16 protein-coding genes and 3 tRNA genes are annotated in these 20,856 nt (G+C 61.3%); 8 read left to right on the top strand and 11 right to left on the bottom strand.

What is annotated here, in order from left to right:
- Positions 1-67 precede the first annotated feature (67 nt).
- A complete protein-coding gene (msrB, locus tag K3724_RS20525; RefSeq protein WP_259988748.1) occupies positions 68-517 on the top strand; it encodes a peptide-methionine (R)-S-oxide reductase MsrB in 450 nt (149 codons plus the stop codon).
- Positions 514-1,029, top strand: coding sequence for a peptide-methionine (S)-S-oxide reductase MsrA (msrA, locus tag K3724_RS20520; protein WP_259988746.1), 516 nt, complete (start codon positions 514-516; stop codon positions 1,027-1,029). The genes msrB and msrA overlap by 4 nt, the downstream gene beginning before the upstream one ends.
- 147 nt (positions 1,030-1,176) lie before the next feature.
- Here the strand turns inward: msrA and K3724_RS20515 are convergent, their stop codons facing one another.
- The 7 genes from K3724_RS20515 to K3724_RS20485 form a co-directional block, all read right to left on the bottom strand.
- On the bottom strand, positions 1,177-3,183 hold the full coding sequence (locus K3724_RS20515) for a hydantoinase/oxoprolinase family protein (protein ID WP_259988744.1): 2,007 nt from the start codon (positions 3,181-3,183) through the stop codon (positions 1,177-1,179).
- A gap of 72 nt (positions 3,184-3,255) precedes the next feature.
- A complete protein-coding gene (gene queG, locus K3724_RS20510; protein ID WP_259988741.1) occupies positions 3,256-4,293 on the bottom strand; it encodes a tRNA epoxyqueuosine(34) reductase QueG in 1,038 nt (345 codons plus the stop codon).
- A 78-nt stretch (positions 4,294-4,371) separates the two neighbouring features.
- Complete coding sequence (locus K3724_RS20505; RefSeq protein WP_129372581.1) at positions 4,372-5,037, bottom strand: glutathione S-transferase family protein; 666 nt, start codon at positions 5,035-5,037, stop codon at positions 4,372-4,374.
- 66 nt (positions 5,038-5,103) lie between these two features.
- Positions 5,104-5,841 (bottom strand): monofunctional biosynthetic peptidoglycan transglycosylase, encoded by a 738-nt coding sequence (gene mtgA / locus K3724_RS20500; RefSeq protein ID WP_259988739.1) that lies wholly within the window; start codon positions 5,839-5,841, stop codon positions 5,104-5,106.
- A 99-nt stretch (positions 5,842-5,940) separates the two neighbouring features.
- Positions 5,941-10,473 carry a glutamate synthase large subunit gene (gltB, locus tag K3724_RS20495; protein WP_259988737.1) on the bottom strand — a complete coding sequence of 1,511 codons (4,533 nt, stop codon included), beginning with the start codon at positions 10,471-10,473 and terminating at the stop codon, positions 5,941-5,943.
- Positions 10,470-10,904, bottom strand: coding sequence for a GFA family protein (locus K3724_RS20490; RefSeq protein WP_259988735.1), 435 nt, complete (start codon positions 10,902-10,904; stop codon positions 10,470-10,472). Before K3724_RS20490 ends, gltB begins: the two co-directional genes overlap by 4 nt.
- A gap of 108 nt (positions 10,905-11,012) precedes the next feature.
- Positions 11,013-12,452 carry an NAD(P)-dependent oxidoreductase gene (locus K3724_RS20485; RefSeq protein ID WP_259988733.1) on the bottom strand — a complete coding sequence of 480 codons (1,440 nt, stop codon included), beginning with the start codon at positions 12,450-12,452 and terminating at the stop codon, positions 11,013-11,015.
- Positions 12,453-12,693: 241 nt separating this feature from the next.
- Between K3724_RS20485 and K3724_RS20480 the strand changes: the two genes are divergently transcribed.
- The gene (locus K3724_RS20480; RefSeq protein ID WP_259988731.1) at positions 12,694-13,500 is read left to right on the top strand and encodes an undecaprenyl-diphosphate phosphatase; all 807 of its coding nucleotides are present in this window, start codon (positions 12,694-12,696) and stop codon (positions 13,498-13,500) included.
- A gap of 61 nt (positions 13,501-13,561) precedes the next feature.
- On the opposite strand, the gene K3724_RS20475 is transcribed toward K3724_RS20480, so the two are convergent.
- The gene (locus K3724_RS20475) at positions 13,562-14,551 is read right to left on the bottom strand and encodes a complex I NDUFA9 subunit family protein (RefSeq protein ID WP_259992708.1); all 990 of its coding nucleotides are present in this window, start codon (positions 14,549-14,551) and stop codon (positions 13,562-13,564) included.
- A 228-nt stretch (positions 14,552-14,779) separates the two neighbouring features.
- Between K3724_RS20475 and K3724_RS20470 the strand changes: the two genes are divergently transcribed.
- A complete protein-coding gene (locus K3724_RS20470; protein ID WP_259992707.1) occupies positions 14,780-15,190 on the top strand; it encodes a globin domain-containing protein in 411 nt (136 codons plus the stop codon).
- A 98-nt stretch (positions 15,191-15,288) separates the two neighbouring features.
- A tRNA-Leu gene (locus K3724_RS20465) sits at positions 15,289-15,375 on the top strand.
- A gap of 95 nt (positions 15,376-15,470) precedes the next feature.
- Here the strand turns inward: K3724_RS20465 and K3724_RS20460 are convergent.
- Positions 15,471-16,958 carry an NAD(P)/FAD-dependent oxidoreductase gene (locus tag K3724_RS20460; RefSeq protein WP_259988729.1) on the bottom strand — a complete coding sequence of 496 codons (1,488 nt, stop codon included), beginning with the start codon at positions 16,956-16,958 and terminating at the stop codon, positions 15,471-15,473.
- 11 nt (positions 16,959-16,969) lie between these two features.
- Positions 16,970-17,413 (bottom strand): cupin domain-containing protein, encoded by a 444-nt coding sequence (locus K3724_RS20455; RefSeq protein WP_259988727.1) that lies wholly within the window; start codon positions 17,411-17,413, stop codon positions 16,970-16,972.
- A gap of 125 nt (positions 17,414-17,538) precedes the next feature.
- On the opposite strand from K3724_RS20455, the gene K3724_RS20450 reads away from it, so the two are divergent.
- From K3724_RS20450 to K3724_RS20440, 3 genes are all read left to right on the top strand, one after another.
- Positions 17,539-18,591: an AraC family transcriptional regulator gene (locus K3724_RS20450; protein ID WP_259988725.1), complete on the top strand. Its 1,053-nt coding sequence runs from the start codon at positions 17,539-17,541 to the stop codon at positions 18,589-18,591.
- A gap of 38 nt (positions 18,592-18,629) precedes the next feature.
- Positions 18,630-18,705, top strand: a tRNA-Thr gene (locus tag K3724_RS20445).
- A gap of 446 nt (positions 18,706-19,151) precedes the next feature.
- Positions 19,152-19,238: transfer RNA gene (locus tag K3724_RS20440), tRNA-Leu, on the top strand.
- A 141-nt stretch (positions 19,239-19,379) separates the two neighbouring features.
- On the opposite strand, the gene K3724_RS20435 is transcribed toward K3724_RS20440, so the two are convergent.
- Positions 19,380-20,855, bottom strand: coding sequence for a heme biosynthesis protein HemY (locus tag K3724_RS20435; RefSeq protein ID WP_259988723.1), 1,476 nt, complete (start codon positions 20,853-20,855; stop codon positions 19,380-19,382).
- Position 20,856: the final 1 nt, after the last annotated feature.

Below are 20,856 nucleotides of genomic sequence, written 5' to 3'. Positions count from 1 at the left end.
AACAGGGCATTGCATTTGCGCCCTCACACCCCATGTTCTGCGACAAGTAAACAGGCGGGAGGACACCATGACCAAATACACTAAAAATCCGGACGCCATTGCCGCCCTCTCCGAGGAAGAGTTCTATGTGACCCAGAACGCGGGAACAGAACGCCCCGGCACAGGCAAGCTGCTGAGTAACAAGGAGCCTGGCATTTACGTCGACATCGTCTCGGGCGAGCCGCTGTTTGCCTCCTCGGATAAATACGAGAGCGGCTGCGGCTGGCCCAGCTTCACCAAACCCATTGAGACCGCACATGTGCAGGAACTGGAGGACCGCACCCTCGGAATGATCCGCACCGAAGTCCGCTCCACTCATGGCGACAGCCACCTTGGCCATGTCTTCCCAGATGGCCCAATGGACCGCGGCGGCCTGCGCTATTGCATCAACTCCGCCTCGCTGCGCTTTGTCCATCTGGACGATATGGAGGCCGAGGGCTATGGCGCCTACATCAACCAAGTGGAGGTCGTGAATTGAGCACCACCGAACGCGCCGTCCTGGCAGGCGGCTGTTTCTGGGGCATGCAGGAACTGATCCGCAAGCGCCCCGGCGTCATCAGCACCCGCGTCGGCTACACCGGCGGCGATGTGCCCAATGCTACCTATCGCAATCACGGCACCCATGCCGAGGGGATCGAGATCACCTTCGACCCCGCCGTCATCTCCTTCCGGGAGATGCTGGAGCTTTTCTTCCAGATCCACGACCCGACCACGCTGAACCGCCAGGGCAACGATTTGGGGATGAGCTACCGCTCGGCCATCTACTACGTCGACGAGACGCAAAAAGCCGTGGCCGAGGACACCATCGCCGATGTGAACGCCTCCGGCCTCTGGCCCGGCAAGGTGGTGACAGAAGTCGAGCCCGCGGGTGATTTCTGGGAAGCCGAGCCCGAGCACCAGGACTACCTGCAGCGCCTGCCCAACGGCTACACCTGTCATTTCGCGCGTCCCGATTGGGTGCTCCCGAAACGGAACGCCGCCGCAGAATAGGCTCTAACAAGCCAGTATTCAGCCCCGCCCAGTACGGCGGGGCTTTTCAAATCGAGGCCATTCCAGGCCCCAGCGCTTCTTCTGGCCTAAAATATCCCCGCCGGCGGCAGCGGGTTTTCATGGAAAACCCGCATTTCTAAAGCTGGCCTAATCGGCCGCCACCCGCGGCCGTCCGCTGGCTTCCACCGTCAGCGTACCCTCAACAAAGACCTCCCGCGATTCCACCTGTGCTGTGCGGATATCCCGCTCCACATGCACGTGAATATCCTCGGCACCGGCCTCTTCCGCCGCACCGCGGGCCTCTTGCGTCAGGGCCGTCTCCAGCGCCTCCAGCGCTTCTCTGGACTCCGGATAATCCGCCGGCCCGCTCTCCAAATGAACCCGGTACTTGCCCTCAGCGGGCGAGGTTACGGTGCCGCTGCGCCGCATAGTGACGCGGCCCACCACGGCACCAATGGCATTGGCGACCCCGGCATGTTCCGGCAGGATCATATTGCAATGCAGCCGCTCCGCCACCGCCGGGTAATAGCTTGGGGCAGAGGCGCCAAGCCCGACAACATCCACATTCAGCACAGCATCAAGCGCCAACAGGCCACGGTGCCGGGCCAGCCCCTTTTGCAGCAGCACATGCCGGGCCAGCTCTTTCTCCGGCAGGCCAAAGCTTTCCGCTTCTTCGGCAAAAGCAGACTCTAACAAGGTCAAAGCGGTTTGCTCGGTCAACTGAGCAATGATCATCTGCGCCAACGCTCCTGCATCCTGTGCCACCATATCACCGCTGCCAACCCTGCGGCGGGCAAACAGTGTCAGCGCTTTCTCCGCCGCCTCGCGGTCCCAGGCGTGCACCCGGCCCAGAACGTGGCTCGCATCCGAGGGAGACACGCCAGAGACCTGCACCAGCCCGCGGTCCACCAACCGGTTCAAGGAGCCGTGCTCCATCCGGGTACGCAGTATTTGGCCCAGAGGATGCACCTGCATCCCGATGCGTCCCAGCAGCCCGGCTTCGCGCTCGCTCAGACCCGCAACCGGCACCCCCGGCACCGCCCGCACAAACCGGCCGTCATACTCGCCCACTGTGCTGTTGCGCAGCTGCTCATCCAGCGCGGCGTGCACCACCTCAGGCGCATCCGTGGCAATCAATGACACCGGCACCACCCGGCGCGGCCCCAAGGTCAGCCCGCCCGCCAGGCCGCTGGTGTTCAAATGCACCTGGCTGTCGCCGCCCAGGCCGGTGGTGCGCATCGCCACCGCCTCGACCATGGTGCGGAATTCGCCAACCCGGGCCCCCGCCGGATCAATCGCCGGCTTGCCATCCTTGATCAGCGCCACATCCGTTGTGGTGCCGCCAATGTCGCTCACCAGCGCATGATCCGCCCCGGTCATCCAGCGCGCGCCGACGATTGAGGCCGCCGGGCCGGACAGGATGGTCTCAATCGGCCGCTCCCGTGCCTGCCCGCCGCTCATCAGCGCGCCGTCGCCGCGCACGACCATCATCGGCGCCTTGATACCCAGATCGCGCAACGTGTCCTGCGCCCGCCCGATCAGCCGGTCGATCATCCCTATAAGCCGCGCGTTCAGCACCGCGGTCACCGCCCGCTTAGGCCCGTTCAACTTGGCCGATAGCTGGTGCGAACAGGTGGCGGGCGCCCCGGTCATCTCGTGAATGATCCGCGCCGCCTCAATCTCATGCGCTGGATTGCGGGTGGCAAAAACCCCGGCAACCGCAAAGCCGGTTACCCCCTGACCCTCGGTGCGCAGGAACATCTCCAATGCCTCCACGTCCAAGGGTGCCGCCTCGCTGCCCGCATGGGTGTGCCCGCCGGCAAGCACAAGCGCCGGATCCCCTTTCAAGGCATCCTTCAATCCGTGCCGGTCCAGATCGCTCTCGGCAAAACCAATATAGATCAGCGCCACACGGCCGCCCTGGCCCTCGACCAGCGCATTGGTGGCCAAGGTGGTGGACAGCGCCGCCAGCGACACCTCCTCCGGCTGAACTCCCGACTGTTCCAGCACCGCCCGGATCGCACCGCCAACGCCAATCGCCAGATCCTGCCGCGTAGTCAGCGACTTGGCCGAGGCGATTACCTCTTTCTCGTCGCGGATCAGCACCGCATCGGTATAGGTTCCGCCCGTATCCACACCCAAGAGCAGCGTCATGCCCGGTCCTCTCCGCTTCTGTTCGCCGGACAGGGTCTAACGCCTATTTGCGCCGCGTCCATCCTGTTTGCGTCACGAAAGCTGCTGAACTGCCCATCGCGCCGCGTCCGCAACTGCCGGATCGGGGTCCTCCGCCAGCCCGCGTGCCACGTCCTGAAGGTCCGGCTGGCCGGAATTGCCGATGGCATAGAGCACATTGCGCACAAACCGGTCCCGCCCAATCCGCTTAATCGGTGAGCCGGAAAACACTGCCCGGAAAGCCGCGTCGTCCAGAACCGCCAGCTCCGCCAGTTTTGGCGCCTTCAGCTCATCGCGCGCAGCATAGCGCATGTCACTCGCCGCCACCGCAAACTTGTTCCAGGGGCAGGCCGCCAGACAGTCATCGCAGCCATATATCCGGTTGCCCAGTTTTCCGCGCAGCTCTTCATCCACCGGCCCCTTGTGCTCAATGGTGAGGTAGGAAATGCAGCGCCGCGCATCAACCTGATAGGGGGCCGGAAAAGCATCCGTCGGACAGCTGTCCAAACAGGCCCGGCAGGACCCGCAGCGGTCCCGCTCAGAGTCATCGGCAGGCAGCTCAATTGTGGTGAAAACAGAGCCTAGAAAAGCCCAATTCCCCCAATCGCGGCTCACCAGATTGCTGTGCTTTCCCTGCCAGCCCAGTCCAGCCGCCATCCCCAGCGCCTTCTCAGGCACTGGCGCGGTATCAACAAAAACCTTGACCTCGCAGTCCTCCCCTGCCTCCGCAATCAGCCAGCGCGCCAGCCGCTTCAGCCGTTTCTTGACCAGGCCGTGATAATCCTTGTTACGGGCATAGACTGAGACTGCTCCGCGGTCGGCCTGGCCCACCACTGCCATCGGGTCCTCGTCCGGCGTATAGCTCTCCGCCAGCATGATCACCGACCGCGCATCCGGCCACAGCAGCGCCGGGTCGCCCCGCCAATGGCTGCGCTCCGCCATCCAGCCCATCTGCCCGTGATACCCGGCGTCCAAAAACGCCCGCAGGCGCCCGGGCACCTGCGGCACGTCCCACGGACGGCAGACCCGGCAGGAGACAAACCCCTCGGCCAGTGCCTGTGCCACCAGCCGTTCTTTCAGCGCTGCAGTCATCTTCTTTCTGGTCCCAAATACCCCGGGGTGAATTGGGCCAAAGGCCCAAGAGGGGCAGCGCCCCTTGCCCCGTTGATATCAGAAATCCAGATCAGTGTAATGCGGCGGCGGCCGGAACCCCGGCACCTGATCCGCCAGGATCGACCGGAAAGCAGGCCGCGACTTGATCTTGGCGTACCAGTCCTTGACCACCGCCGAGCGGTTCCAGTCCACATCCGAGATATAATCCAGCGACGACAGATGCGCAGCCGCGGCAAAATCCGCCAGCGTCATCATATCGCCCGCCAGCCAGCGCCGGTGGTCCAGCAGCCAGGCCATGTAATCCAGATGGTATTTGATCGCCTTGGCGCCGGCTTTCACATTGCGGCTGTCAGGATAGCCCTCACCGGTGATCTTCTTGTTCACCCGCTCATACAGCAGCTTCGACGTCACTTCGCTGTGGAATTTGTCATCGAACCAGCTGACCAGCCGGCGCATCTCATAGCGGCCTTCGGCATCGCGGGGCATTAGGCATGGCTCAGGCCGGGTTTCTTCCAGGTATTCGCAGATCGCCGCGCTTTCGGCCATCATCTTGCCATCCAGGCGGATCACCGGGATCTTTGCCGCCGGGTTCCGGCGCAGGAAATCAGCATCCTGCTCCCAATAGCGCTCCTCGACCAATTCCACCTCAATTTTCTTTTCCGCCAATGACAACCGCACCTTGCGGCAAAACGGGGACAGGGGAACGTGATAAAGGCGCGCCATGGCTACAGAGGGTCTCCAAAAAACTTACAGCGGATGGCCCAGCAATGCCCCGCCAGCAGGAAAGATTCAATCCTCGAAACAGGCCGCCCGCCCGTCTGCGCGAATGGTGGCCGCCCCATCGGCGATCTGTGCGGCACGGCGCTGCACGAAACCGCTGGGCCGGCGGGCAGAGCGGTCCTTGGGATTGGGCAGCACAGCGGCAATCAGCGCTGCCTGACGTGCACTCAACTGATCCGGGCCAACACCGAAGTATTTGCGCGCCGCAGCTTCGGCGCCAAACACGCCCTCGTCCATTTCGGAGACGTTCAGGTAAACCTCAAGAATCCGCCGTTTGCTCCAGACAATCTCCACCGCCGGAGTCAGCAGCGTCTCCAGCACCTTGCGCGGCCAGCTGCGGCCTTGCCACAGGAACACGTTTTTGACCACCTGCTGCGAAATGGTAGAACCGCCGCGGGCACCGCCTGCCTCAATCGCCGCCTGGATAGCGCGGGCATCGAACCCCCAGTGACGGCAGAACTGCGCATCCTCGGCGGCCACCACCGAGCGCGCCAGAACCGGAGCGATCTCCTCCAGCGGCACCCAAATCCGGTCCACCTCACCCAAGCGGCGCTGTTCTGCCCAGATGGTGTGGGTGATCGGCGGGTTCACCACCGAAAACAACAGGATGAGGAAGACGAATCCCGCCGCCGCAGCCAGCACCGCCCGCAACAGCCAGCGCCGCAGCCAGCGAAGGGGCTGGACCTTCAGCTTTACCGCCTTCTTACTGCTCTTGGCTTTCTTCTTTTTCGCAACTGCCTTTGCCATGCCCCTCTATAGGCCAGCATGCCCCCGGTAACCAACCGCCAAAAAGAAAACCCCGCAAGCATTTGCCTGCGGGGTCCAATTACCAGCCTCTAACTTGGCTTATTCCGCCGGAACGGCCGCCTGTTCCTGCATCACCGGATGTGCCAGCTTGCCAAGCATCTCTTTCGGGCAGACCTGCAGAAAGTTTGCCTTTTCGATGTCCCAATGCTGCAGGATCTCTGCGGCCTTGCGGCTGCCGGTTTCCTCCAGATGGCGGGCGATCAGGGTTTTCAGCTCACCCTCCCAATGCGCCACGGTGACCGGGCAGGTGACCAGCGATTCCATGTTCATCATGGTTTCAGCCTTGCCGTCGGGATCATAAAGATAGGCCATGCCGCCGGTCATGCCCGCACCAAAGTTGGCGCCGATTGTGCCCAAGATCACGGCCACACCGCCGGTCATGTATTCACAGCCGCAGGCACCGCAGCCCTCGATCACAACCGAGGCACCCGAGTTCCGCACGCCGAACCGCTCGCCTGCGCGGCCGGCTGCAAACAGGTAGCCGTCGGTGGCGCCGTACAGAACGGTATTGCCGATAATGGTGTTTTCAGACGCATTCAGCGGGCTGACCTGCGGCGGGCGCACCACGATGGTGCCGCCCGACAAGCCCTTGCCTACATAATCGTTGGCATCACCCGACACTTCCAGCTTCAGCCCCGGTGCAGCAAATGCGCCCAGCGACTGGCCGGCCGAACCTTGCAGCTTCACCGTCAGATGATCCGGCTGGAACGAGTTCCGCATGCCGAAATTGCGCACGATATGGCTGGAAGTGCGGGTGCCCACGGTGCGGTGAGTGTTCTGCACCGCATAAGACAGCTGCATCTTCTCGCCATCCTGCAGGAAGCGGGCGGCGTCGCGCACAATCTCCGCATCCAGCGTATCCGGCACTGCATTGCGGTCCTTGTCGCGGTTGTAAACGATGTTGGCCGAGCCATCGACGGTGATCAGCAACGGGTTCAGATCCAGATCGTCCAGATGGGCGGAACCGCGCGACACCTGCGCCAGAAGATCCGCCCGACCGATCACCTCATCCAGGCTACGCGCGCCGATGGAGGCAAGGATTTCCCGCACTTCCTGCGCATAGAAGGTGATCAGGTTCACCACCTTGTCGGCATTGCCGGTGAACTTGCCGCGCAGCGCTTCGTCCTGGGTGCAGACCCCCACAGGGCAGGTGTTGGACTGGCACTGGCGCACCATGATGCAGCCCATCGCGATCAGCGCTGCGGTGCCGATGCCGTATTCCTCGGCCCCCAGCATTGCCGCCATCACGATATCGCGCCCGGTGCGCAATCCGCCGTCGGTGCGCAGCGTCACCCGCTCGCGCAGGTTGTTCATCGCCAGCACCTGATGCGCTTCGGTCAGGCCCATCTCCCACGGCAGGCCCGCATATTTGATCGAGGTCGCAGGCGACGCCCCGGTGCCGCCGTTGTGGCCCGAGATCAGAATCACATCCGCCTTTGCCTTGGCCACGCCGGCGGCAATTGTGCCAACGCCAGAGGACGCCACCAGCTTCACCGTCACCTTGCAGCGCGGGTTGATTTGCTTCAGGTCGTAGATCAGCTGTGCCAGATCCTCGATCGAGTAGATGTCGTGGTGCGGCGGCGGCGAGATCAGAGTCACCCCCTTGGTCGAGTGGCGCAGGCGGGCAATAAGGTCAGTGACCTTCATCCCCGGCAGCTGGCCGCCCTCGCCGGGCTTGGCACCCTGGGCAACTTTGATTTCCAGCTCTTCGCACTGGTTCAGGTATTCAGCAGTCACACCAAAGCGCCCCGAGGCCACCTGCTTGATTTTCGCAGAGGGGTTATCGCCGTTTGGCTCCGGCACGAAGTGCGCCGGATCTTCGCCGCCCTCGCCCGAATCCGACTTGGCGCCAATCCGGTTCATCGCCACGTTCAGCGTCTTATGCGCTTCGGGCGACAGCGCCCCCAGCGACATGCCAGGTGTCACGAACCGCTTGCGGATCGAGGTGATCGATTCCACCTCCTCAATCGGTACGGCATTGCCCAGCGGTTTGATGTGCAACAAGTCGCGCAGGTGGATCGGCGGGTTCGACTGCATTTTGGCCGAATACTGTTTCCACAGCTCGAATGAGGCTCTGTTGCAGGCCATTTGCATCATATGCATCGAGGTCGCTTCCCAGGCGTGGGTCTCACCCGACTTGCGCGCCTTGTAGAAACCACCGATCGGCAGCACGCCTTCGGCTGAGGTCCAGGCCTTGGCGTGGATCTCCTCCGCCTTGGTCTGAATGCCGGTCACACCGATGCCGGAAATGCGCGAGGTCATGCCCGGGAAATACTCGGCGCACATGGCGCGCGACAGGCCCACGGCTTCAAAATTCAGACCGCCGCGATAAGATGACACCACCGAAATCCCCATCTTGGCCATGATCTTCAACAGACCCTGGTCAATGGCTTCACGGTAACGCGCAACGTTTTCGGTCAGCGAGCCGTCCAGCAGACCGCGGTCAATCCGGTCAGCCAGCGAATCCTCGGCCAGATAGGCGTTCACCACGGTTGCACCGCAGCCGATCAGCACCGCAAAATAATGCGGGTCAATGCACTCAGCTGACCGCACATTCAGCGAACAGAAGGTACGCAGCCCCTTGCGGGTCAGATGCGAATGCACGGCAGAGGTCGCCAGGATCATCGGCATCGCCACCTTGCCCGCGCCTGAAAACTGGTCGGTCAGCACGATATGGCCGGCGCCCGAGCGCACGGCTTCTTCGGCCTCGGCCCGGATCCGCTCCAATGCTGCACTCAGCGACCCGCGGCCCGGCGCAAAGGAACAGTCGATCTCGGCCAGCGGCGCGTTCAGCTGGTCCACCAGCTTGTCCCACTGGGCGTTGCCGACAAAGGGGCTCTCCAGCACAATGATCTCGGTCTGGCTGCTGTCTTCGTCCAGCACGTTCTTGAGGTTGCCGAAGCGGGTCTTCAGCGACATCACCCGGAATTCACGCAAACTGTCGATCGGCGGGTTGGTCACCTGGCTGAAGTTCTGGCGGAAGAAGTGGCTTAGCGGGCGGTACATCTTCGACAGCACCGCAGACGGCGTATCATCGCCCATCGAGGCCAGCGATTCCTTGCCGTCCTCGGCCATCGGCGCCAGGATCTGCTCCAGCTCCTCGATGGTATAGCCGGCGGCAACCTGACGGCGGCGCAGCTCTTCGCCGGTGAACAGCGGCTGCTCAGTGGCGCTGGCCAGGGTAGTGTCCAGATCGTTAATCCGCTTGACCCAATCGCCGAACGGCAGCGCACGGGATAGTTTGTCCTTGATCTGCTGGTCGTTGAACAGCTTGCCCTTCTGCATGTCGACAGCCAGCATCTGGCCCGGACCCAGCGCGCCCTTCTCGACCACGTTTGCCTCGTCGATCGGAACCATGCCTGCTTCGGAGCCGGCAATCACCAGCCCGTCGCCGGTCACCACATAGCGCATCGGGCGCAGACCGTTGCGGTCCAGGCCGGCACAGACCCAGCGGCCATCGGTCATCGCCAGCGCCGCGGGTCCGTCCCAGGGTTCCATCACCGAGTTGCAGTAGGAATACATGTCGCGCCAGGCCTGCGGCAGCTCCACCGCCTGCTTGGACCAGCTTTCCGGCACCAGCATGGTTTTTGCCATCGGCGCCGACCGGCCCGCACGCACCAGAACTTCGAACACACCATCCAGAGCCGCCGAGTCCGACGCGCCGCCCGGCACGATCGGCTTGATGTCTTCGGCATGGTCGCCAAAGGTCGCCGACGCCATGCGGATTTCATGGCTCTTCATCCAGTTCAGGTTGCCCTTCAGCGTGTTGATCTCACCGTTATGGGCCAGCATCCGGAATGGCTGCGCCAGCCACCACTGCGGGAAGGTGTTGGTGGAATAGCGCTGGTGATAGATCGCAAAGGCGCTCTCGAACCGCGCATCCATCAGGTCGGGGTAGAATACCGCCACCTGCTCGGCCAGCATCATGCCCTTGTAGATGATCGACCGGCAGGACAGCGAGGCAATATACAGGCCCGAAATCGCTGCGGCATTGGCCGCCTTCTCAACCCGGCGGCGGATCACATACAGCTCGCGCTCAAAGGTTTCCTCGTCCACGCCCTTGGCGTTGGAGATCAGGATCTGCTCGATCTCGGGGCGGGTCGCGTTGGCCTTTTCACCCAGGCAGGTCACGTCCACAGGCACATGACGCCAGCCATAGATGGAATACCCCATGCGCAGAACTTCGGTTTCCATGATGGTCCGGCAGCGTTCCTGGGCGCCGAAATCGGTGCGCGGCAGAAACACCTGGCCCACCGCCATCAGCTCATCCTGGCGCGGCTCGTGGCCGGTGCGGCGGATCTGGTCGTAAAAGAACGGAACCGGGATCTGCACATGGATACCGGCGCCATCGCCGGTCTTGCCATCGGCATCCACCGCGCCGCGGTGCCAGATCGCCTTCAGCGCATCGATGCCGGCCTCAACCACCCTGCGGCTTTTCTTGCCGTCAACGGAGACCACCAGTCCCACACCGCAAGAGGAATGCTCTTCCTCCTCGGAATACAGGCCGTTTTCAGCCATCCACTTGCGCTTGGCTTCCTCGGCGCGCACCCAATCGGCATCATATTTGGTCATTGGCTGGTTCCTTCTACGGAGGGGGCAAACATCTCGATCACGTCAGCGCCGGTCAGCTTCCGGCTGCTGCTGTCGAAGGCGTAACCCGCTGGCTTTTTGTCGATGTAAAGTTCCAGGCGCAATTCATTGCCGCCTGCGTTTTCAAACAGGCCAGCCGACATCTGCGTCTGGCCCTTATGTTCTCCTGTGGTCATCCGGTACCACAGCGCCGATCCGCATTTGCCGCAGAACGCCCGCTCAGCCCAGCCCGAGGACTCATAGGTCTGCACCGGACCCAGCGCGGCGTAACCGCTGGCCGCCTGAAAGCTCAGGAACGGGCCGCTGGCCCAGCGCTGGCACATCTCGCAGTGGCAGGCGGAAATGGAGGCGCGCGCGGGCGTGGCGGTGACAGTCACCGCGCCGCACATGCATTGTCCCTGCAATTCGCTCATGTCCATCTTCCTTCTGCTGGCTGGGTCAGCAATGCTGACCTTGCTGCGGTTCGTCGCTGCTCCGCCGGTGCACAAGGGGTGCACAGACGATGTACAGGGGGTGCCGGGTTATTCCGCCGCCACCGCGGCCTTGCTGTTGAAGTTCTCCAGGATCGCTTCCGCGCAATCGCGGCCGTCCTTGATCGCCCAGACCACCAGCGACGCGCCACGCACGATGTCACCCACTGCATAGACGCCGCCCAGCTCGGTGGCGCCGGTCTTGAACGCCGCCTTGACGGTGCCCCAGCGGGTCACCGGCAGCTCCGGCTGGTTCCACAGCACGGGCAGCTCTTCCGGCTCAAAGCCCAAGGCCTTAATAACCAGATCGGCCTCCTCAATGTAGTCCGCGCCTTCGATCACTTCCGGCGCCTGGCGGCCCGAGGCATCCGGCTGGCCCAGGCGCATCTTCTGCACCATCACGCCGGCCACCTTGCCGCCCTCATCGGTAAAGCCCTTGGGCGCCGACAGCCACTCAAAGATCACGCCTTCTTCCTCGGCGTTCTGGGTCTCGCGCTGCGAGCCAGGCATGTTAGCACGGTCACGGCGGTAGAGGCATTTGACCGATGTCGCACCCTGGCGGATCGAGGTCCGCACGCAGTCCATCGCGGTATCCCCGCCGCCGATCACCACAACCTTCTTGCCTTCGGCATTCAGGTCGCCGTTGTCGAACTCAGCAACTTCGTCGCCAAAGCTCTTCTTGTTCGACGCGCACAGGAAGTCGATTGCCTTGACGATGCCTTCTGCACCGCTGCCCGGCATCGCCAGGTCACGCGATTTATAAACGCCGGTGGCGATGATCACCGCATTATGTTTGGCGCGGATATCTTCAAACGAGATGTCTTCGCCAACGTTGCAGTTCAGCACGAAGGTCACACCGCCATCGGCCAGCAATTTATTGCGGCGCTCTACCACGTCCTTTTCAAGCTTGAAGCTGGGAATGCCGTACATCAGCAACCCGCCGGCGCGGTCATAGCGGTCGTAGACGGTGACCTGCACACCGGCCTTGCGCAGCATGTCCGCCGCCGCCAAACCGCCGGGGCCGCCACCGATGATGCCCACACTTTCGCAGCGTTCAGCCAGCGGTGCTGCGGGCTTCACCCAGCCGTTTTCCCAGGCGGTGTCGGTGATGTATTTCTCGACCGACCCGATGGTCACGGTGCCATGTCCCGACTGCTCGATCACGCAGTTGCCTTCGCACAGGCGGTCCTGCGGGCAGATACGGCCGCAGATTTCCGGGAAGGTGTTGGTGGCCTGCGAGGTCTCGTAGGCTTCTTCCAGACGGCCGGTTGCGGTCAGGTGCAGCCAGTCGGGGATGTTGTTGTGCAGCGGGCAGTGGCTCTGGCAATAGGGCACACCGCATTGGCTGCAGCGGCTGGCCTGCTCTTCCGCCTTTACTGCGGCATACTCCGCGTAAATCTCATTGAAGTCTTCTTTGCGCACACTTGCGTCACGCTTTTGAGGCATGTCGCGTTCGATCTGCACGAATTTCAGCATCGGTTGCTTGGCCACGGGCTGGACTCCATCGCTTGTCTGGCTGCGCTGGCACCTTTTCGGGTACGGGTACGCTTTATGTCAATATTGCTGACCTATTTAGCCAGCTCTTGAATTCTGATACCGTGTTTCACGGAAATGTACAGGATTATTAGGCCCGAACCGGACCTGAATATCCGCTTTCCAATCCAGAGCCGGGATTTATACAGAGTCGCGACAGTTTACGGCCCATCCGCGGCCAGCGAAGGATGATTTCAGCATGCCGCTTTTTCAGCTGATCCTGATTGCGTTGATCCAAGGCATCACCGAATTCCTGCCAGTTTCCTCCTCCGGCCACCTGATTCTACTTCCCGGATTGACCGGTCTGGAGGATCAAGGCCAGGTGATCGACGTCGCTGTGCATATAGGCACGCTGGCGGCAGTGATGATCTACTTCTGGAGCGACGTGCGTGAGGGGCTTGCCGGCCTGCCTCGTGCCCTGACCGGCTGTACGGATACGCCGGGATCCAAACTCGCCTTGGGGCTGATCATCGCCACCATTCCCACAGTCCTGTTCGGGGCTGTGCTGCATTTCACCGGCCTCAGCGATGCGCTGCGATCAATGACAGTAATCGGCTGGACCATGCTGGGCTTCGGGTTGGTGCTGTACTGGGCCGACCAGAAAGGCGCCGAAGTGAAACAGGCTGGCGACTGGGGCGTCCGCGATGCGCTGGTCATGGGGCTGTGGCAGATGCTGGCGCTGATCCCAGGCACCTCGCGCTCGGGCATCACCATCACTGGTGCGCGGCAGCTGGGCTATACCCGCGAGGACGGCGCCCGCATTGCCATGCTGATGTCGATCCCGACCATCATCGCCTCAGGTGTGCTGCTGGGAACCGAGGTGGCACTGGAGGCCAACACCGCTCTGATACGCGATGCGGGCATTGCCGCGGTGCTGGCGATGGTGGCGGCGCTGGCCGCACTTAGTCTGATGATGCGGCTGCTGCGCTCGGTCAGCTTTACGCCTTATGTGATCTACCGGGTGATTCTGGGTGTTGTCCTGCTGGCCATCGCCTACGGCAGCTGAACTTGAAATCAAAAGCGCGGGGAGATCCCCGCGCTTACTAATCCTTAAACCGGTAACAATATCAGGCGCCGTTGCGCAGATTCCGGGCCGAGTTCGTCATTTCGTCATACTGGCCGGAGGGGCGGAATTTCCACAGGTAATCCGGCAACACCGAACCCACAGTCACCGGGCTGATACCCAAATCACCGAAACCCTTGGCGCCCTCGGACACCACATTGTCCGCCTTCAAGTTCCGCAGCTGGTCGCGTGTCAGCACTTTGTTCTCAATCAACTGAAAACTGGCCGCCTGCAGCATGTCGAACCCGAAGGCCACCAGCCAAGCGGCAGGGCGCGGCAGCGACAGGATCATGCGGCGCCGGTGGATCACCTCAAGCATCTGCACCATAAGCGCCCGGAAGCTTTTCACTTCAGGACCGCCAAGTTCGTAAATGCCGCGCTCGGCCTGGCCCAATGCCCCCTTGACCGCGGCCCTGGCCACATCATCGGCAAATACCGGCTGGAACTCGATGCTGCCCGCAGCGATCGGAAGCATCGGCGACAACCGGGTCATGCCGGCAAAACGGTTAAAGAAGCCGTCCTCGGTCCCGAAGATTACCGACGGGCGCAAAATCACTGCACCGGGAAAGCTTTGCAGCACCGCGGCTTCTCCAGCGGCTTTGGTTTTGGCATATTCGCTGGGACCGTCCGCATCGGCGCCAATCGCCGAGATATGCACCAGGCTGGCCACCCCCTGCTGCGACGCGATGCGTGCAATACGGCCTGCGCCTTCCGCATGGATGGCGCCAAACGAGTTTTTACCGAGTTCGTTCAAGACACCTACGCAATTCACAACTGCATCTGCGCCCTGCATCACCGCAGCAACAGACATATCATCGCGGATATTGCAGAACACCGGTTCAACCTGGCCCGGAACGCCGTAGGGCTTCACATGCATGGCTTCGTTGGGACGGCGCACGGCCACCCGCACCCGCCAGCCTTCCTTGGCCATGCGCCGCGCAATGTAGCGGCCCACGAAACCGGATCCGCCATAGATCGTGACCAGTTTGGACATCATTTGGCTCCTGAACTTAGCTGCCCCTAAGCTCTAGCGCCGCAAGGGGCGCCAAACAAGGCGCAAAACCGGGGCTGCGGCTGCAATGACGGCAGAAACTGCAAGAGCCGTTAACAGCTTGCGATGAATTGGGCGGGTTGGTTAACCCCGCTTTCAACCCTCCAACACTAGAATGGTGTGATGCAGCGGTAACATCAGTATCTGCACGTGTTCAGGAGGTCAGTCTTGATGGTTAGTGAACAGGACAAAAAGTTGATCCGGCAAAGCTTTGAAAGCGAGCGGATGAACATCGAAGCCTTTGTGCCGGCATTCTACGGAAATTTCTTTGCCGTCTGCCCGGATATCCGGAGCCTGTTTCATGAAGATCTGACCCAGCAAGAGGGAAAGCTGCTGGCCTCGCTGACCCATATCGCCGAAGCGCTGGATGACTCCGGCCGGTTGGATTCGATCTTGCAACAGCAAGGTGAAAAGCATCGCAAACTTGAAGTATCAGATGCCCATTTCCATGGTTTCATAAGCAGTTTCACCAGTGCCCTTGCTGACACGCTGGGCCCGGACTGGAACAGCGAAACACAGCAGGCCTGGGTAAGATTCCTGACTCATGTGGCATTTAAGATGGACTTTCTCACTCGTCGATAGGGCGGTCTGGACCGGCATTCCAGCTTAGGTTGGGTCTTCGGCGGTTTTCCGTTTGACGCCCCCAACGAACCACCTTATACGCCGGTCTCACGACACCTGCCCAGGTGGCGGAATTGGTAGACGCGCTAGCTTCAGGTGCTAGTGTTCGTAAGGACGTGGAGGTTCGAGTCCTCTCCTGGGCACCATTCCCCGAAGAAAAATTCTGCACTTCGCAGCTTCAGACAGGCATATGCTGAAGCGCGAATGCGCCTGCCGTTTCCGGCAGGCACAAGGGCAGATTTCAGGCCGCCGTGTATTGCGGAGCCGTCGCCAGAAACCGGCCATAAGCGCTGGCATCCGGCGGTGCAAATTGCTCAACCAACGGGTTGGAACGCTTCCACTGCGCCGCCCCCATATCCATCAGCAGCTCGTCAAAATGCTTGAAATGGAACGGTGCCGAGCACAGTCCGCCATAGATCTGCGCGGCAGGCCGTTCCTTGCGGCGCCAATCAAGCATCATTTGGATGTTGTCCTCCATCTCTGCCCGCGAGGGCTGCTTCTCCAGCTTGCCGTCGGCAAAGCGGACCAGCCAATTCGCCACCAACTCCGCTGATAGGATCGTGCAAAAGCTGGAGTTGAAACCGACAAAGCCCATCTCCGGCAGGTCCGGGTTCACCGACAGCCGGTAGGTCCGGTACTGGCCATCAGCCTCGATCAGCTTGTCCAGATGCCGCTGGGCCAGATAGGGGATGCCCAGCTTCCAGCCCACTGCCGAGATCACCAGGTCAGCGCCGATTCTATCGCCGTTTTCCAGTACTGCCTCATCGCCCTCATACCGCGAAATCGTTGTGCGCCGCGGAATGATCGAGCCGCTTTTCAATCCTTCAAACAGACCCGGCGTCACAATCGGAACCGAACAGGATACATCCTGTTCGATCGGCATATCGGGCACCATATCCCACTTCTTCAACCCCAGCTGCAGCTTCAAAAGCGTCTCTAACCCGCGGAAATTGACCCAGATCAACGGTTTCGCCAGGCTATAGATTGCCTTGTGCAGCCAGCTGCGGCCCCAACCGTTGAACTGTGCCTCTTGGGCCCGCATATAGAGCAGCTTTTTGAAATTGATGCCGCCGACGAAATACGGAATCCGCCAGACATTCTGCCGGTAAACCAGATGCACCTGCCGCGCACCATTCTGCACTGCATTCACCGCCACATCGGTGGCGGATTTTGAGCCGCCCAGCACCACCACCCGCTTACCGCGTGCATGGCCTGGGTCGAGGTACTCTGAGGAATGCATAACTTCCCCGCCTTGCGCCGTAAAATCTTCCTGCCCGGGATGGCTGAGGATGTTCTTCTCTGAAAACTGGCCTGTGCAGACGACAGCGAAATCCACGTCCTGCACGCGGGTTTCGCCGTCCGTCTTGACCACCAGCCGCCAGCCCGGCTGCCCGTCCGGGCGCCGGTCCATCTCCTGTACAGCGGCGTTCAATTGAAAATGCCGGTGCAGGTCGTGCTTTTGAGCGTAAGAATGCAGATAGGCATGCACCTGCGGTCCCTTGGGCCATTCAGGGTACTCCTGCGGCATAGGGTGGTCGGTATAACAATAAAGTTCCTTGGGCGATTGCGTCTGCACCCCAGGATAGGAGCGCGATGGCTCCCATACTCCACCAAGGTCATGGCTGCGATCAAACCCCAGAACCTGATGCCCCTTTTCCGCAAATGCCTTGGCTGCCGCCAGACCGCTTATTCCGCCGCCGATCACGGCAACCGTTTTGCGCTTTACCATGTTCCGCTCCCTCATTCCGCCGGGGGCGGCAGGAAGTCGACCTCATGCAGCGCCGAGATCCGCACCAGTTCTTCCGGGTCGGTCACGCCGTCCAGCGCACAAAACAAATCGAACAGCCTGCGCGACGGAGCCACCCCAAAGACACAAGAGGCCGCAGTGCCCGAACGGTTAAAGATGCCATGCGCCACACCCATTGGCATCCGCACAGTGTCGCCCGGCCCGGCCCGGAAAACATCACCGCCGAATTCCACCTCCAGCGCGCCCTCTAACAGGGTGATCCACTCATCCTGCACGGGATGAATATGCGGCGGCACAAATGTGCCATCCGGGATCAGTGCGTGCCAGATAAACGCGTTTTCGCTATGCAGCTTGGGCGTGTAGGTGTGGCCAACTACGTTCCAGGACAGGCCTTCCAGCCCCTCGGCCGCCTTGGTAATTCCCCGATCCAATGCCATGCTTTCCTCCCATTTTTTTCCTCCCAGCAGCCTAGGGGCGGCTCCACAAATGGATTATCCAAAATGCGCAAAATAGCGCAGACTGCCATGATTGCCTGACCCGGCAACCGTGTTAGGCTGCGTCAATGACCACACAACAGGCATCAACCAGGCGCGAGCCCTTGCGCGCGTGGCGGCAATTCCACAGCCGCGACATTGATGAGGCCCGCTCGCTTGTCGCGCAAAAATTCTGCGATCACCGGCTGGAACCAGCGGGGCAGGCCCGCGGCTTTGGTACCCGCCACAACCACGTCTGCGGACAGCACCTCTCTCTAAATTACCTCAGCTATGGATCCACGGTGCAGATCGACCCCGGTGAGCTGCAGGATTTCTATCTGGTGCAGGTACCGGTCAGCGGCCATGCGCATGTGGCCAACGGAGCAGAAACCGAGGAGTCGGATTGCCGCGTTGCCACAGTGCTGAACCCGACACGGGCCACCCGGATGACCTGGCATGCCGATTGCCGGATGCTGCTTATGCAGATCGACCGGAAAGCTTTGCATGAAATCGCGGAACGCGCTGCCGGGCTTACTCTGGCCGAAGCCGTGATTTTCAACACTGCCGTTCCCGTATCAAAAGGGCCTTTGCACCGTTGGGCACGCCAATTTGCCGCCTGTGTCCACGCCACCGACGCGCAGGCAGGGTTCGGCACCTGGAGCCGCCTGCAGCAAAGCTTGATCGAAGAGCAGCTGATCCTGGGCTTCCTGACCAATCAGCAAAGCAACATCTGCCATCTTCTGTCACCGCGGACAGCGGCCGGCAGCAGCCATCAGATCCGCCGTGCACGGGACTTCATTCACACGCATGCAGGAGATCCTGTAACCGTTTTAGAAATAGCCGCCGCGGCAGGATGCAGTATCCGCAGCCTGCAAACCGGCTTCCGTCGGACCTTTGGTTTGACGCCGGTGGCGTATCTGCGCGATTTGCGGCTGGATCTGGCTCACTATCTGCTGTTGTCCCGGCCTCCTGAAACGCCGGTCAGCAGCATTGCTTATGACTGCGGCTTTTCTCACTTAGGCCGGTTTTCCCAGCTCTACCGCGACCGGTTTGGCGAGTTGCCCAGCACTACCTGTGCTGCACGGAGAAAACCAGAAAAACCCGCAGGATCCCCACTTGCGCGGTATTCAAGCAGCGTTTAAACGGGCAGCACTGTTTTCCGCTACAGGCAGAAAACAGCGCCGGTGTAGCTCAGCTGGTAGAGCACGTCATTCGTAATGATGGGGTCGTAGGTTCGAGTCCTATCACCGGCACCACCCCCTCCATATTCCATACCCCCGTTGACCTAGGGCAACGATGCCTGCCCCGGAACATAGGAACTCCTTCGCAACGTACATGGGCAACACTTCTCCAGCCCCTTGGTATAGGAACTAGCAATCCATGTTCGCGACGTGGGAAGGATACACGTGCCGCATTGTAATCTAACCAATACAGACGTCACACACCTACCTTGGCCAACTGGTGACAAGCCCCTTCAACAACCAGGGCCAGGCCTCATACTGTGTTTGTTTCTTGCCATCATGATGGCCTTGCTCACAAGCCGATCCGCCTTAGGCACTGGTCCGAAATTCCACGGCCAACTCATCTTAACTTGTGCAGTATACAGTCGTGATTATTGAAATCCGGATTTTGCCAGGCAGGCCGGTCCATTTTCGTTTGACGCTGCCTGCGACTCCGCTTATACGCCGGTCCCACGACACCTGCCCAGGTGGCGGAATTGGTAGACGCGCTAGCTTCAGGTGCTAGTGTTCGTAAGGACGTGGAGGTTCGAGTCCTCTCCTGGGCACCATTCCCCGAAAAATGCACTTCGCCTCCAGCCGGCACCCGCCCTATCCTCGGGTTTGCTTGTTTCTGCAGGCTGATGGCCGCCCATCTCTGAGAGCTAAAGGAACGGCAGGAAATCCCGCCATTCCTTGCTATATTTGCTGTCTCAATTAGGCTCTTTGATCTGCTCCTGAGCCTCTGACACTGGTTCCTGACCGGATTCCAGAACCTCAGCCTCTTCCACCGTCTCCGAGGCCTTTTCTTCCGGAGCACCAATAATCAGCGGCAGCATATGTGCTGCTGCAAGACTGGCAACTTCCGGCGTTTCCGGCCGCTTCCAGGACAGGGTGTCAAAGCTGGCGCAATGCTCGCAAACCGGCGCCCATTCCGCGTGAATATGGTTGCAGCTATCACAGACCCATTGCGGCCCGCGCGGAGAGGTCAGCGCCTTGGCCAGCCAGCCCTGCACAACCTTGTCACCGGCCCCTTCGCCGCGCTCGATCGCAGCCATCAGCGTCAACCCGCGGGCGTCGGGTGCACGCTCGACCAGATCATTCAGCCAGCGGCGGGCTTCGGGGAAGTCTTCGGCGACAATGTTCAATTCGGCCATCATCAGCCGGGTCTCGTCATCCTGCGGTTTGAGCCGGGCCAGCTGGTCAAAGCGTTTTACGCGCTCTGCAGCGCTTTCCTCCGGTTCGATCTCTGCAAAAGCATGGGCCAGATCGGGATGCGGCTGGCTTTCCCAGGTCTTTTTCAGCAGCCGGGCTGCCGGGCGTTTCTTGCCCTTGGCGATATAGGCACGGGCGGCCATTGCCGCAGCCGGCACCAGATCCGGTGACAAGCGGTTGGCCTCGATTGCCTGCTCCTGCTGCTCGACCGTCGCGCCTTCGTCCAGAATCCCCTTGGAGGCCGACAGCGCCAGCACCGCGTCGCGGCGCTTGAACACGTCGCGCGGCAGGGTGCCGGTCTTGAGCTTGGTGGACAGTGTCTTGCGGGCACCGGCCCAATCCTCGGCCTGGGCTTGCAGACGCAAAAGCGTATCCTGAACTTCCTCATGTTTCGGACGCAGCGCCAGTGCTTTCTCGGCCAGCTGGAGGGCTGTTTCCGTATCGCCTTCGGACAGCTTCTGCTTCATGATCCCGCGCACACCGACAAAGCGGGTCGGCTGGTTCGACAGCAGCCGCTTATAGGCTTCGGCAGCTTTGCGAGTGTCGCCGCTCATCTCTGCGGCCTGTGCCACCAGCAGATCGGTCAGATCCGGCTTTTGCAGGTATTTCTCGGCCCGCGCCGCCTTGGCCAGCGCCAGACGCCCCTCGCCGGAGGCCAGCGCCATCAAACCATCGGCAAGCGCCTGATAGCCTTTGCGCTCGCGCCCTTTGTCCCAATACCGTGACAAGGCGGTCTCATCACCATTCAAAAAATGCAGCGTGGCAACCAGAAGCGACAGCAGCTTGAGGAACAGCCAGACTCCAAAGACCAGTACGCCCAGCGCAATCACCGATTGCAGCGCACCCAAAGTGTATTCAGTGCCGGCTACGGTGATCTGCACACCGCCGGCAGTTTCCATCAGCAGACCCGCGCCAAATGCCAGAAGCGCGATAATCGCGACGAAAACGAGGATCTTCAACAACGACCAGAGCATG

It is taken from the genome of Leisingera sp. M658 (assembly GCF_025144145.1).
GTDB lineage: Bacteria > Pseudomonadota > Alphaproteobacteria > Rhodobacterales > Rhodobacteraceae > Leisingera.
The sequence above is the reverse complement of the archived record's forward strand: the minus strand, read 5'-3'. Positions and strand labels throughout refer to the sequence as shown.